Here is a 13536-nt window from a genome sequence, read left to right as displayed (position 1 = left end):
AAGAATGGCCGACGCCACCATGACCGATGTGCGCACCTTGCGCGAAAGGGCCCGCCAACGTATCGACGACGGCGCCGTGACCAAAGGCTATTCCGCCAATCGCGAGGCCGTGATCAAGCTATTGAACCAGGCTTTGGCCACGGAGATAGTCTGCAATCTGCGCTACCGCCGCCATTATTTCATGGCCTCGGGCCCCAATTCCGAAGCGGCGAAGGCCGAATTCATGGAGCATGCCACCCAGGAATTGCAGCATGCCGACCAGATCGCCGATCGTATCGTCCAATTGGGAGGCGAGCCCGATCTCAATCCCGCCACCTTGATCGAACGCAGCCATGCCGAATACATCGAGGGCCGCTCCCTGGAGGACATGATCAAGGAGAACCTGGTGGCCGAACGCATCGCCATCGACAGCTACCGGGAAATCATCCAGTACCTGACGGACAAGGATCCCACCACCCGCAGATTGATGGAGGAGATCCTGGCCACCGAAGAGGAGCATGCGGAAGATATGTCCAGTCTGATCATGCGTAAGGGTTGAGGCCGGGGCTGAACCCGACGGGAGGAGGTACCATGGCTGAGGATAAGGATACGGAAGAAAAGAACGAGAAAGACAGCCATCTGCCAGCCCTCAACGAGCCGGTCGCATGGGGTAAGGCCATCGCTTTCCTGGCGATCCTGATCGCCATCAACGTGGTGGGAGCCCTCGTCTCCTACGGCTTCGGGGTCATCGTTACCATACCCCTGACCATATTCATGGCCTTCCTGTTGGGGCGGGATCTCATCCCGCGGCATCGCTTTCCCCGGGGCCGGCAGCCGCCCACGGCCGCTCCGCAAGCCTGAAGGGCCAGGTAAAGCATCTCCTAACCGCGCCTCCCGTCAATCCGGCGGCAGGCGCCGCCACATCTCCAGATTGTACGGATGCTTCGCGATGCGCAGAATCCGGACCGGGGCGTAGCCCGCATAGAATCCGTCTTCGCCGGGGTACAGCAAGCCCTCGTCCTTGGCGAGCCTTAGGCCCACGATCCATTCGGGATCCATCCGATCCTGTAGCTTCGCCATGCGCAGCCAATGCCCTTCGGCGGGGCCCAGATAGGGCATGGCCTCGGGGGAGAGCAGCCCGTGCATATCCAGGATGCGCGCATGCGACCAATACCCGATCGCCCCCACCTCGTCGATCATGACCATGGTCGGACGGCCGGGAATGGACAGCGAGTCGACGATGCGGGCCGCTTCCCGGTAGCGGCCTTCCCGCCCGGCCTCGGCCAAACGATGCTTCGCCGGCAATTGCTGACGGAAAGTCTGGGCCGGCACGTACGCCAGGAAGCCGAAAAAGAGGGCCCACGCCGCGGAAGCAGGCAGGCCTTGCATCCCGCGCGCCAGGCCCTCGACAACGACCAGGATCAAGAAAGGCAGGACGGGGAGGAAGTACCATGGGAAAAGGACGTAACTCGCTCCCGTCGCCATGAAAAAGAGGAAGTAGGCCCCCGGCCAGGCCAGGATGGGCCAAGGAAACCTTTCTGTTACCGTATCGTTCATGTTACTTCGGTTCGCGTTCCCCGGCGGCTTCCAGCCCCATGCCGCGGCGGCCAGGATCAGCAGATTGGCTATGGCTACGGTTCGCGTGCCTCCGAAGCAGGGTCCCTTGAAGAAGACGTTCAGCATCCAGGCGCCCAAGCCCTCCAGGGGCCCGACGTGGATTTCGGCCCGTTTGGCCACGATGGAATGCGGCAAGGCGTGGCCGTAGGCGTAAAAGTTGAAAGCGAAGAAGAGGCAGAGACCCATGGCCGCGGCGACGGCGGCCAGGCGCGAATCCCTATCAAGCCGGAAGCGGCGTCCGGCGCCGGAAGCACGCGCGAGGATCAGGACGCCGGGCAGAAGCGCTCCTTCGGGTCGCGCCAGCGGGGCGAGGAAGGCCACCAGGGCCAAGCCGTAACCGGCGCGTTCCGCGTACAGGCCGTACCAGGTTCCGGCCAACGCCAGGGCGACGTACATGGGCGTCTCCATCCCCGACGCCGAAACGGCGAGGGCGTTGACGGAGAGCGCATAGGCGGCGACGCATAGCCAGGGCCAGGGGCCGGGAAGTTTCCGTCCGAAGCGCGCCAGGCGATAGAGATAGCCGCAGCCGATGAGATCCCAAACCGCGTTGATCCCGTACGCGTAATCCGGGTAGTTCCCGCCGCCCAGGATCCGTCCCGCGAGAGCGAGCAGGGTCGTATGCAGGGGCGTGCTGGTGGCGCAGACCGGATTCAAGGCGGACATGACGGGGCCGAGGCCGGAGGCCCAGGAACGCGCATGGGCCAGGGTGATATAGGCGTCATCGCAGATGAGGATGCCGAAGGAGAATTTGAGGGCCGCATAGGCCGCGAGCAAGGGAAAGGCGGCGGCCCAGGCCGGGAAGCGGATGGGGGTTTTCACATCTCGGACTGCGAGACGGCCACGACCTGCTCGATGGTGGTCTGGCCGGAGAGGGCTTTCTCCAGGCCGTCGCGGCGGAGGGTGGCCATCCCCAATTGGCGGATCGCGTAGAGCTTGATCTCGTCGCTGGACTTGCGCTCCAAGATCATCTGATGGATGTGCTCGTCGGGAATGAGCAGCTCGAAGAGGGCCAAGCGCCCCCGGTACCCGGTGTTATTGCATTGCTGGCAGCCCTTGCCTTGGAAGAAGGGCGTTCCCGGGCGGATGCCGATGCCTTCCAGCACCACGTCCGGCACCTCCACCTTTTGGCGGCATTTCTCGCAAATGCGCCGCACCAGCCGCTGCGCGAGTACGCCCTTGACGCAAGAGGTGACCAGGAAAGGTTCGACGCCCATGTCCAGCAGGCGAGTGAAGGCGCCGGCGGCGTCGTTTGTATGCAAGGTGGAGATCACCAGATGGCCCGTGAGAGCCGCCTGGATCGCCATCTCCGAAGTCTCCTTATCGCGCATTTCGCCCAGCATGATGACGTCCGGGTCCTGGCGGAGGATGGCGCGCATGCCGGCCGCGAAGGTAAAACCGGCCAGGTTATTGATCTGCCCTTGGGTGATGCCCGGGATGTTCTTCTCGACCGGATCTTCCATGGTCACGACGTTCACCGAAGGGGAGGCCACCCTCTGGACGAAGGCGTACAGGGTGCTGGATTTGCCCGAGCCCGTGGGGCCGGTGGTGAGGATGATGCCGTCGGGCAATTCGATCAGGCGGGCGATACTCGGGAACACCGAGGGCGAAAAACCGATCTTATCGATGGTGGCGACTTCCTGGTTGGGATCGATGATGCGGATCACCATCTTCTCCACCACGCCGCGGGAGCGCAGCAGGGTCGGGAAGGTGGAAAGGCGCAAATCCACCTCCTGGCCGCGGTACTTGATATGCGCGCGGCCGTCCAGGGGCTTCCGCTTTTCGGCGATGTCCATGCCTCCCAGCACCTTGAGGCGCGAGACGATCTGCACCATGAGGCGGGCCGGGATGGGATTCTGTTCCATCAGTTCGCCGTCGATGCGGTAGCGGATGCGCATGTTGCGCTCTTGCGGCTCCAGATGGACGTCCGATGCGCCGAGGCGGATGGCTTCGCTCACGATCAGGTTGACGATCTTGATGATCTGCCGGCCCTCTTCGTCCCCCGTGAGGCCTTCCTCCTCCTCCTTCTTCTTGTCGTTATCATCCAGGACGAGATCCTTATCCTCCTGGCCGCCGATGAGATCGCTGAGGGCTTCCTTGCCCCCGGCGTAAGCGCGCCCGATGGCCACCGTGATTTCGGCTTCGGTGGCGATCACCGGCTCCACGTCCTTGCCGGTCTTGAACTTGATATGATCCAGCGAGCGCAGGTTGGTGGGATCCACCATGGCCACGGTGAGGACGCCGTTGTTCTCGTAAAGCGGGATGGTCTTATAGGAACGGGCCATCTCCTCGGAGATGAGCCGGGTGATGTTCGGGTTGAACTTGAAGTTTTCCAGGTTGATATGCTGGAGATCGAGCTGCGCCGCCAGCACGTCGAGAAGCTTGGTCTCTTCGATGTAGCCGAGCTTGACCAGGCATTTCCCCAGGGGCATGGCCATGGTCTTCTGCTGGGCCAGGCCGTTGGCGAGCTGTGGTTGGGTGATATAACCCTGCTCCACCAGCAAATCGCCGATGCGCTTGCGGTAGCTGAGCTCGAGCTGCTTGCCCAGCACCGCGTTCAGGGTATCCTCGTCGATGAAGCCGAGCTTCACCAGCACGGTGCCCAGGCTGATGCCGGTGGTGGCGTGCTGCTCCAGGGCATGATCGAGCTGCTCCTGGTTGATATAGCCTTGCGCCAGCAGGATTTCCCCTACCTTGCGCTTGTTCCGTTTAACCTGTTGGATGCTCATCGGCGCTCGCCGCTTCCGGAGCTCAGTGGCTCCAGCCCGCGGCCTCCAATTCCCTTTCGGTTCCCGATTCGTCCACGAGACCTACGCCTTCGCCCGCGCGCGCGGACCCGATCTCCCGGATCTCCCCGCGCGCGGAAAGCCGCGCGAGATCTTCCGGCGAGAAGTTCCCGGAGAACAATAATCGGTATTCCTCTCCGCCATGGAGCACCCAATCGCGCCACCGCCCGCCGCCGGGAAGCCGTTCCAGGCCATCGTCATAAGGAAGCTTACCCCATTCCACCGACAGCCTGCAACCCGACTGCCGGGAAAGGTGGGCCAGCTCCGAAGAAAGCCCGTCGCTCAGATCGATGGCCGCCACCGGGCCGGGCAGGGCCGCCAGGGCGGGCCCCAGCGCCAAAGGCGGCCGGGGAAGATCATGCGCGGTCAAGAAGCGGTCAAAGGCCGGGTCCCGGCCGGGCCGCTCTCCGGCCCGATATAAGGCTAATCCTGCCGCCGACCGCCCCAACGGCCCGCTGACGTAGAGGCGATGACCGGGTCGCACGTTGGAACGAAGCAAGGGCCGCCCCGTGATCTTGCCCATGACCGTGAAGCCGAAAAAAATTTCCTGGTCCTTGCGTACCGTATCGCCGCCGGCCATGCGGAATCCATGCTGGCTCTCCAGGCGCGCCAAGGTTTCCTTCAAGCGCGCGATTTGCGCGCCATCCCACGATTTCAAGGCCCCCAAGGTGAGGAAGGCCAAGGAGGCGCGGCCGCCCATGGCGTTGATGTCGGAGAGATTGGATAGGAGCGCCTTCTCGAGGGCCGCCTCCGGCGTGGTCCAATCCAGGCGGAAATGGATCCCCTCCACGCTGGCATCGGCGGATACCGCCCAGGTTTCCCCGCCGGCTTCCAGCAGGTAGGCGTCATCGCCCAAGCCATGCCCGTCCTTGGAGAAATGGGATGCGTCGAATAAGGACTCGATGAGCGAGAATTCGCCCCCGGGGGCGAAGAAGCGGTTCATGCTCCGCTCAACCCGGCGCCGCGGGCTGACTCGGCGCCGCAGGTTGGTCCGGCGCCCCAGGCTGGTCCGGCGACGCAGGCTGGTCCGGCGCCGTGCCGTCTTGCGGCGGAGGCGGGGCGCGGTGATGGGTCATGGACCTTTTCGCGCATTGCATCATCATCGTGATCATTCCCGCGACGACCAGCATCATGATCATTAAGCGCATGCCTCTGGACATCGGAAACCTCCACGACGAATGCCCGATCGGAATTATACCCAAAAAGCCGTCGCGGAGCCTGGAATCGGGGTCCGCCGGGGAGGGATGGGGGCGATTCGAAGCGAATCGGATCAGGAATCGCCCGCGGCGCCCGGTTGCAAGCGCACGTCGAGGTGCACGCTGCCTCCTGGCGGGACCAAAACGCGGCCCGCGTAGTCGCGAAAGCCCGTTTTGCGGACGCGGACCTCGTGTTGCCCGGGGGATACGGAGATAAGCCAAACGCCCGCGTCCAGGAAGTCCCCGTCCAGGGCGACCTCGGCGGGGCCGGGGTCGACGTCCAGCCAAATCAATCCATAGGCGGAAGCGGGCGCGGGGGACGCGGCCGAGGAAAGCCTATCCGTCGGGGCCGCGGAAATAGCGGCGACGGCAAGAGTCAGGGCGGCCGCGGCAGCCAAGACCTGGAACCGGGCCTGCTGTGGATACGGGAGGGAGCGAGGGCGCGAAAACTTGATCACCTCGCGGAATTATAACATCGTTCCGCAACCGGGAGGCGAAGACGCATGGCGAAGCTCGCGGCGGGCAATGGCCCGCGATCGAATGGGGAAATCATAGGCTTACGCGGCATCGAATTGCGCCGCGAAGAGCGCCTGGTCCTGAAGGACATCGAGATCTCCATCCGCAGCGGCGAGCATTGGGTGCTTCTGGGGCCCAACGGCAGCGGCAAGAGTTCCCTATTGGCGATGCTGCAAGGGTTCCTCTGGCCGCAGGAAGGCGAGATCCGCGTTCTGGGGAATAAGTTCGGCGAGAGCGATCTCACCGAACTGCGCCGCGTGATCGGCTGGGTGGGCAACGATATCGAGCCCGAATTCCCGGCCTGGCAGACCGTCGAAGAGATCGCCTGGTCCGGTTGCGTGGGCACCATGGGGCTGCGATTCGACCAACCTTCGGCCTCCGATCGCTTGCGGGCGCGCAGCCTCCTGCGGGCCGCCGGCATCGGTCATCTCATGAAAAGGCGATTCACGCAATTGAGCCAGGGCCAACGGCGCATGGCCACCATCGTTCGGGCCTTGATGGTAAAGCCCGGCATCCTCATCCTCGACGAACCGGCTTCCGGACTCGATCCGGTGGCGCGGGAAGGCTTCCTGGAACGCCTGTCGGCCTTGATGCGCGCGCCTGCGGGCCCGGCCATCCTCTACGTCACCCATCACGTGGAAGAGATCCTGCCCGATTTCACCCATGCGCTGATGCTGCGCAAGGGACGGGCCGTGGGATTCGGGAAGATCCGGGAGTGCCTGACGGAAGCCAACCTGGAACGGGTGTTCGGTCGCGCGGTGATCCTGAAGAAGCGCGACGGGCGCTTCAGCTTGCGCTTGAGAAGCGGCCTAAAGAAATAGGCCTCCCCGAAGGAAGGCCCTCATGAAATGCGATGTGAAGCCAACGCCCCGCAGCCCCTAAGCGAGTAAGGCCCTAGGGATAATCCGGTTTGCCGGGGGGCGGAGCGTCCATCGACGACTTCTTGACCTCGGACTTGGGCGCCGGCGCCGACGTTGAGGAGGGCGCATTATCCCCGTACACCCCTTCGCCTTCTTTCAGATCCCTTAGGTCGTTCTTGGCCATCTCATCCCCGCGGTTGGCTTGCGCCACGATATGCGGCGTCACGAAGACGATCAGATCGCGCTTACGCGTGGAGTTTGCCGTGTGCTTGAACAAGTAGCCCAGCAAAGGGATGTCTTTCAGCAACGGCACTCCCGTCTCCGTCGAGGTTTCTTCCTTGGTGGTGAGGCCCGCGATCACCACGGTCTCGCCGTCGTTCACCACTACCGTGGTCTTGGCGCTTTGCTTCTGCAGGATGGTTCCCGCGCTGGGATCGACCCGGAAAGAATTCTTCTCCGGATTGAGATCCAAGAGCACGCGCCCGTCGGCGGTTACGTGCGGAGTCACCGTCAGCGAGGTGCCTGCGTCCTGGAGCTGGATGGCCTGATGGCCGGTGGCGTCCAGCACGCGGATGGGAACCTGCTCGCCCATGAAAATCTTGGCCTCCGTATTGTCGATGGTGGTGATCTGCGGCTTGGCGAGGACCTCGCCATGGAGATTCGAGACCAGGTTCGCCACCGCCAACGCCAGGTTCCCGTTCAATAGGCCGAAGGCCAATTGGGTGGTCGCCCCCGCCACGCCGCCCACGAGGGCTCCCGTGGTAGGGCTGCTTCCCCCCGACGATCCGCTCGAACTGGAGCTGGAAGATGAAGATTGCGCGCTTTGGTTCGAGGTCCCCACCATGCTGAAGTCGCTGACGGTGGTGGGCAGCTTGCCTGGCGTATTCAATAAGGGCCCGAGCTTCCCGCCCCCCACCCCGAATTGCCAGTCCACGCCCACTTCCCGCAAGGCGTCCGCATCCACCTGGATCATCTGGGCCTGGATGTTCACTTGGTAGGTCTCGACGTCCAGCTCCCGGATGGCCGCGCGGATCTCGCGGATGTTGGCGCGGGTGTCGAAGACCAGCAGGGCGTTGTTGCGTTCCACCACGTCGACCTTGCCCCGCGTAGAGAGCATCTTCCCGATCGGATCCATCAAATCCTTGGCCTTGGCGTTCTTCAGCTTGATGATGTCCCGCATCAGCGGAGCCATCGATCCGGCCGCCTGCAAGGCCTGCGCGTTCTCCACCGAGGATTTGTTGAAATCGGCCAGGTTCATGACGTAGAGGTAGTTGTCTTCCACCAGGTATTTCAGGCCGTACATCTGGCACAGGATCAGCATGGCTTCCTGCCAGGTTTTATCGGTCAGGATCAGGTTCACGCTGGAAGCCGACACGCTGGGCGCCACCACGATGTCCACCCGTCCCGAAGCCGACAAGGCCCGGAACGCCGAGCGGATGTCCATGTTGGAGAAGCTGAAGTTCTGCCGATGGGCGGAACCCAGCGCCGTTTGCGATGGCCCCGGTTGCGCGGATGCCGGGTCCTGTCCCATGGCCGCGCTGGCGAGCCCAGCCGCCAGAGCGGTGGCCCGGAGGAATCGTAAAGTCATTTTTTGGCCCCTTCCTTCGCGTTCGAAACCAGTCTCAGGCTGTAGGAACGCGAAATGCCGTATTCGCTGATATCGAAGGTCACCGCATCATGCGAGATGCGGGCCACCCTGCCGTTATGCACCGGATCGCCCTCCTTCACCGTGAACGAGACGCCCGCTTCGTGGCTATGCTCGAGCACCGCCATCGGCTGGGAAGCCTGCCAGATGATCCCCACCACCTTCATCTGATCGATGTCGATCCCGTTATCGGCGGCGCCTTGCTCCACCGGGATGAACGGATCGCGGCGGCCATAGCTGTTGTAGGTCACCCGGTTCTCCTCGGGCTCGATGCGCTTCTTCTCTTCTTCGGCGGCTTGCTTCTCCTGCGCCAACTTGTTGGCCAATTCTGGATTGTCGGCCAACCCGAGCTTAGGCGCTCCTTGCGCCGGCGCCTTCGCTCCCGCCCCTGGCGCCGCTCCCGGATTCGGGCCTCCGCCAGGTTGCGCTTGCCCCACGCGGTTAGGCGCGGCTCCCGCTTCTTGTATGCCGACGGGCGGATTCGCCTTGGCGGCGGCGGCCGCAGCCGCGGCTTGCCGTTTGGCATCCAGCGCCGCTTGCTTCTCGGCGAGCTTACGTTGCGCTTCGGCGGCCGCCTTGGCGGTCGCTTCCTCGGCCTTGCGCTTGGCCTCTTCCTTAGCGAGCCGGGCGGCTTCCGCCTTCGCGGCCTTCTCCGCCTCCTTGGCCTGGGCGGCGGCCAGCTTGGCTTGCGCGGCCTCGATGCGGGCCCGGTTGGATGCGAGCTTGCCTTGGATGGCCTTGTCCTGGGCCGGAGTCAACTCATCGTCGTAAACCGCTTCGGAAGCGCGCAGCCATCCCGTATCCTGGCCCGCGACTACGCGCACCTTGCCCCACTTGGTATCCAGACGCACCACCTTCTCGCCGATGGGGATTTTCCGGATGACCTTGCCCTGGGCGCCGGGATCGCTCTTGAGCGAAGCCGAATCCTTGAGCAATACCAGGGTCTTGCCGCCCGCCGCGAGACCGAAGACGCGGCTGGAAGACAGGCTTCCCTTCGCTTTGCCCGCGCCAACGCCGGCGCCGGCGCCATGGCTTTTATCCAGGGCCATTCCGTCGGCATGGGCCGAAGTCACGGGATCGGGGGCTTCCTCCGTTTTCGGGGCAGATGCCTCGGTCTTCCCGGCCATCTCCGTCTTAGGAACCGCTTTGGCATTTGCTTCAACCTTCGTATCCGTTTTGGATTCGGCCTTCCCATCGGGCTTGGCTTCCGTCTTCGCGGTTTCGGCCTTCGCCGGTCCGGCATCCGGAACGCCGGGATGTTTGCTCGACCATGCGGAGGCGGATGCCGATCCGCCCTTGCCCGGGGCCGAGAGCGTCAGGCCATTCTCTTGGGGCGTTACGCTGACGCTCGCGCCTTCTGCCAGCTTTACGCGCACGACCAACTTACCGCCCTTCAGGGCCGCCTTGATTTGCCGGAACACCCCGTTTCCTGGTAGGGTGTACTCTTTGCGCGGGAGGCCCGAAACGGCGTTCTCGATCGATATTTCCGTCCAGGCCGTGTCCTTGGGATCACGGGTAGGAACGGGGTTGACCGCGACCGGCGCATCGAACAGCATCAGCAAATCCTCTTGCTCGGCGGCGACCCGCGACTGGATTTCGACCAGGCGGGCCTTGCGCGCGGGGGCAACGGGCTTGGCGGAAGCCGCGGCCGGCTGGGCGTCCCGGGCCGCGGAGGAATCCCCGGGACCGGATGGGGCGGATGGCTCGGCGGGAACCGGTGCGGAAAAGGCTTCGGCGGTTTCACGCTCGGCGGCGGCGGCCGCTGCGGCCTCGGCCTTGGCCGTCTTACTCTTAACCTTGGGCGGGGGGGCGGCCTTGGCGGACAGGTAAGCGTCGCCGGCCTGGAGCGCCTTGGCGAGGGACCATTCGTACTTAGGCAAGGTGGATTTTCCGAGCTGGATCTTCAGGATCCCCTTCGGGGCCGTCTGGACTTCGGCCTCGCCATCGGCGAGGATGGCGGAACCGGGGTCGCGAAGCTTGAATTCGATGCCTAGGAAGTTCTTCCCGCTGGGGCTGGTGATCTTCTTGAGGGTGATATCTTCCAGCTCCGGCGCGTTCGCATCCAGGGGGTGCCGGCCCAAGGGATAGGCCGTGCCGGTCTCCAGGAAGGAAAGGGTCAAGGTGCCACGGGCGGCGTCGCCCTTCTGGAAGTAGAGGGGGAATTCGCTTTCGCCCGCGCCCGCGGAGAAAGACAGCTTCAGTTGGGCCTTCCCTCCCGAGGCCATCAGCGAGACGTCCTTGAGCTCGTGGGCGGCGGCGGTCAGGCTCAGGCCCAACGCCGCGGCGGCGAGGCGGACGGTAAGGATAGCGGTGGTTCTCATGTCCGGGGATGCCTATCGCTTGGAGGTGAAGGTGGTGAGTTGGAAGTTGGCCACGACGGTGCGGGGGGTCTCGCCATGATCCCTCGCCTCGTCGACCTCCTTATCCAGATCCGGCGCCTTCTCGATCTGGAGTTTGTTGATGGCGGTGGGATAGCGGAAGTTGGCCACTTCCCCGAAAAGCATCCCTAAGGCGTGGTAGCTCGAAGAGATGGTGATGGCGTAGTGGTTCTCCTTGTAGAACTCCTTTTCCTCAACGCGCAGCGGGAGGAATTTGGTCGGCACCGTGAGGGATTTGCGGGTTACGGCCGTCAGGTCGATCAGGCGGCGCGGGATGGCCTCTTCGTCGGGGAACATCTCTTGCAATCGGATGAACTCGGCATTGGCCAATTCGATCTCGGACTCCAAATCCTTGAGCCGCTGCTTTTGCGCGAGGATCTGGCGCAACTCGCCCTTCTTCTTCCGAATGTCGGTATCGAGCCTTTCCACTTTTTCCGAATAGACCGTGTACTCGGCGGTGTAGAAGTTGTAGCCCATGTAAGCCATTATGCCCATGCAGACGGCGGCGAAAACCCACAAACGGGCATTGATGCTGAAGTTGATGCCCTTCATGCTCCGTCCTCCTTGGCCGGCGCGGCGGGGACGGCGCGCTTGGCCTTATTTACCGGTCCGGATGCGGCCGGAGGCGGGGGTCCCGCCGGATCCGGCGGGGAAGCGGCAGGAGGACCGCCCGCGGGTTCGCCGACCGGGACCGGGGCCGGGCCGGACGCCGAAGCGGCGGGCGCTGAAGTAGCGGGCGCCGAATGGCCAGCAGCCGGAGGCGGGGACACGGGAGCGGTCGCGGTAACTATCCCCAGGGCCGCATCGATGCCCACGTTGGGATTGAGGTTGATGCGGATGGTGTAAAGGAACGAGCTGCGGTTCTGTTCCTTCTGGAGCTCGATCCCGTTCAGGAAGACCTTGGAGAAATATTCGTTCTTCTCCAATTCGATCATGTATTCGGCGATCTCGGGAAACACGTAGGTGCGGCCCTTGACCTCCATCTCGTTATCGTTGGTCTCGGACTGCTTGAGCGATTCGATCCACATGTTGAGCGGCAAGGATTTGTTGATGCCTTCGAGGATGCGCACCCACTTCTTCTTGCTGACGCTGATGCTCTTCAGGGAATTGTTCTTGGCGGTCTTCTCGTCCCGCAACTTCTCCAGTTCCTTGATGCGCGACCCGACGTAGGCGTTCGCCCCGATCTCTTGTTGCACCTTTTCGAGCTGGGTCTTCTTGCCCTCCAGGTTGGCGCGGAAAAAGGATTGGCCGATCAGGTAAGACACGGAAACGCCGATGAGGGCGGTGACCGAGAGCAGGATGCGCATATCGATGAGCCACGAGTAGTCCTTGCGGACCACCCGATACTCGATCGGGAGGAGATTGACGTGGATGAAATCGGGGGCCTTGGTTTCGAGGGTCTCGGAAGCCATCAGATGCGCCTCAAGGCCAGCCCGGTGGCCACGGTCAGGATGGTGGAAATGGTGGACGGGATGGGCCCGTTGAACTTCTTTTCGTCGTGGGCGATATGCGCCAACGGGTCGGTGACCTCCACCTCCACGTTATGGCGTTTGGCCAGGATGCCCGCCAGATCGCGGATGCAGGCGCCTCCGCCGCAGAGCACCATCTTTTCCACCTTGAGATTGTTCTCCGAGGACTGGAAGTAGCTGAAGGCCAGGTCGATGCCCACGGAAAGCTCCTCGGCCGAGAACTCGATGCTGCGGTTCAAGGTGGCCTGGTTGAACTTGTCCGCGTTCTTGCCGCGCAGGATGTTGGAAGCCTCTTCGCGTTCCACCTTCAGGTTCTTCATCAGGGTCTTAACGAAGAAATCGCAGGCGGTCGCGATGTCGCGCGTGCTGTGGTAGGTGCCGTTCTTGAGGAAGGTGAGATTGGTCAGGTGCTCGCCGATGTTGATCAGGGAGACCACCTTGTTGCCGTCCTCGGGAGGGGCCGAAAGCAGATACGCGTTGGTCACCGCGAAGGCGTCCACGTCGATCACCACCGGACGCAAGCCGGCCTCGTAGAGCAGGTCGATGTAGGACTGCATCACTTGAAGCTTGGCCGCCACGAGCAGGACTTCCATCTCGTCGCTCTCGGGATACTTGTGCAGGATCTTGTAGTCGAGGGTGATGTTGTCCACGTCGAAGGGGCTGCGTTGGCCCGCCTCCATGAGGATCACCTCTTCATCGCTTTCGCCCTTGTTGGACTTGAGCTTGATGCGATCCGCGATCACGCCGTAGGACCAGGACAGGGAGAGGACCACGTCCTTGATCTTCCCGGCCGGATCGGTCCGGTGCACCAGCGCGGTAAGCGATTGCAAAAGCTCGTCGCGGTTCTTGATCTCGCCGCCTACGATGGTATCGGGCTTGAGCACGTGGATGCCCGCCCCCAGCAGCACCGGCCCTTGCGGACGATGGGCGACGCGGGCGATTTTGATGCTGTAGTTCCCGATGTCGATGCCCACCGTGGTAGGCTCGCCCTGGATCGTGTTCAGAATCTTTTCCTTGAAGCCCAAAGCCACTCCTCGGCCGCAGCCGGCCCGGATCATTCGCGACCCGGGCTATAGGGCCTGTAGGCAGGCCC

The 13536-nt window shown here is 63.3% G+C and carries 12 protein-coding genes; 3 read left to right on the top strand and 9 right to left on the bottom strand.

From position 1 onward, the window contains the following. Nucleotides 1–4 precede the first annotated feature (4 nt). Nucleotides 5–538 carry a bacterioferritin gene (locus tag JF616_13130; GenBank protein MBW8888693.1) on the top strand — a complete coding sequence of 178 codons (534 nt, stop codon included), beginning with the start codon at nucleotides 5–7 and terminating at the stop codon, nucleotides 536–538. Between the two features lie 32 nt (nucleotides 539–570). Beyond that, nucleotides 571–840, top strand: coding sequence for a hypothetical protein (locus JF616_13125; protein ID MBW8888692.1), 270 nt, complete (start codon nucleotides 571–573; stop codon nucleotides 838–840). Between the two features lie 36 nt (nucleotides 841–876). On the opposite strand, the gene JF616_13120 is transcribed toward JF616_13125, so the two are convergent. The 4 genes from JF616_13120 to JF616_13105 all read right to left on the bottom strand — a co-directional run bounded on the left by JF616_13120 (nucleotide 877) and on the right by JF616_13105 (nucleotide 5973). Next, nucleotides 877–2415, bottom strand: a complete 1539-nt coding sequence (locus JF616_13120) for a hypothetical protein (protein MBW8888691.1) — start codon at nucleotides 2413–2415, stop codon at nucleotides 877–879. Beyond that, nucleotides 2412–4322, bottom strand: coding sequence for a Flp pilus assembly complex ATPase component TadA (gene tadA, locus JF616_13115; GenBank protein ID MBW8888690.1), 1911 nt, complete (start codon nucleotides 4320–4322; stop codon nucleotides 2412–2414). The genes JF616_13120 and tadA overlap by 4 nt, the downstream gene beginning before the upstream one ends. A 22-nt stretch (nucleotides 4323–4344) precedes the next feature. Next, nucleotides 4345–5322 (bottom strand): thiamine-phosphate kinase, encoded by a 978-nt coding sequence (gene thiL, locus JF616_13110; protein ID MBW8888689.1) that lies wholly within the window; start codon nucleotides 5320–5322, stop codon nucleotides 4345–4347. A gap of 327 nt (nucleotides 5323–5649) precedes the next feature. Continuing rightward, nucleotides 5650–5973: a PEGA domain-containing protein gene (locus JF616_13105; GenBank protein ID MBW8888688.1), complete on the bottom strand. Its 324-nt coding sequence runs from the start codon at nucleotides 5971–5973 to the stop codon at nucleotides 5650–5652. 105 nt (nucleotides 5974–6078) lie between these two features. Between JF616_13105 and JF616_13100 the strand changes: the two genes are divergently transcribed. Further along, nucleotides 6079–6912 (top strand): ATP-binding cassette domain-containing protein, encoded by an 834-nt coding sequence (locus JF616_13100; protein MBW8888687.1) that lies wholly within the window; start codon nucleotides 6079–6081, stop codon nucleotides 6910–6912. A 73-nt stretch (nucleotides 6913–6985) separates the two neighbouring features. Here the strand turns inward: JF616_13100 and JF616_13095 are convergent, their stop codons facing one another. The 5 genes from JF616_13095 to pilM are packed head-to-tail and all read right to left on the bottom strand — an operon-like array spanning nucleotide 6986 to nucleotide 13468. Beyond that, entirely contained in the window at nucleotides 6986–8539 is a 1554-nt protein-coding gene (locus JF616_13095) for a type IV pilus secretin PilQ (GenBank protein ID MBW8888686.1), read from the bottom strand. Continuing rightward, nucleotides 8536–10917, bottom strand: a complete 2382-nt coding sequence (locus tag JF616_13090; GenBank protein MBW8888685.1) for a hypothetical protein — start codon at nucleotides 10915–10917, stop codon at nucleotides 8536–8538. Before JF616_13090 ends, JF616_13095 begins: the two co-directional genes overlap by 4 nt. Nucleotides 10918–10929: 12 nt before the next feature. Continuing rightward, complete coding sequence (pilO, locus tag JF616_13085) at nucleotides 10930–11526, bottom strand: type 4a pilus biogenesis protein PilO (protein MBW8888684.1); 597 nt, start codon at nucleotides 11524–11526, stop codon at nucleotides 10930–10932. After that, a complete protein-coding gene (locus tag JF616_13080) occupies nucleotides 11523–12386 on the bottom strand; it encodes a PilN domain-containing protein (GenBank protein ID MBW8888683.1) in 864 nt (287 codons plus the stop codon). Before JF616_13080 ends, pilO begins: the two co-directional genes overlap by 4 nt. Next, nucleotides 12386–13468, bottom strand: a complete 1083-nt coding sequence (gene pilM, locus JF616_13075) for a type IV pilus assembly protein PilM (GenBank protein MBW8888682.1) — start codon at nucleotides 13466–13468, stop codon at nucleotides 12386–12388. The genes JF616_13080 and pilM overlap by 1 nt, the downstream gene beginning before the upstream one ends. Nucleotides 13469–13536: the final 68 nt, after the last annotated feature.

Source organism: Fibrobacterota bacterium (assembly GCA_019509785.1).
Classification (GTDB): domain Bacteria; phylum Fibrobacterota; class Fibrobacteria; order UBA11236; family UBA11236; genus Chersky-265.
The sequence above is the reverse complement of the archived record's forward strand: the minus strand, read 5'-3'. Positions and strand labels throughout refer to the sequence as shown.

Bases quoted from the DNA above. Each gene is read 5' to 3' on its own strand.
- JF616_13130 (MBW8888693.1), top strand. From the start codon at position 5: ATGGCCGACGCCACCATGACCGATGTGCGCACCTTGCGCGAAAGGGCC.
- JF616_13125 (MBW8888692.1), top strand. From the start codon at position 571: ATGGCTGAGGATAAGGATACGGAAGAAAAGAACGAGAAAGACAGCCAT.
- tadA (MBW8888690.1), bottom strand. From the start codon at position 4,322: ATGAGCATCCAACAGGTTAAACGGAACAAGCGCAAGGTAGGGGAAATC.
- thiL (MBW8888689.1), bottom strand. From the start codon at position 5,322: ATGAACCGCTTCTTCGCCCCCGGGGGCGAATTCTCGCTCATCGAGTCC.
- JF616_13100 (MBW8888687.1), top strand. From the start codon at position 6,079: ATGGCGAAGCTCGCGGCGGGCAATGGCCCGCGATCGAATGGGGAAATC.
- JF616_13095 (MBW8888686.1), bottom strand. From the start codon at position 8,539: ATGACTTTACGATTCCTCCGGGCCACCGCTCTGGCGGCTGGGCTCGCC.
- JF616_13090 (MBW8888685.1), bottom strand. From the start codon at position 10,917: ATGAGAACCACCGCTATCCTTACCGTCCGCCTCGCCGCCGCGGCGTTG.
- pilO (MBW8888684.1), bottom strand. From the start codon at position 11,526: ATGAAGGGCATCAACTTCAGCATCAATGCCCGTTTGTGGGTTTTCGCC.
- JF616_13080 (MBW8888683.1), bottom strand. From the start codon at position 12,386: ATGGCTTCCGAGACCCTCGAAACCAAGGCCCCCGATTTCATCCACGTC.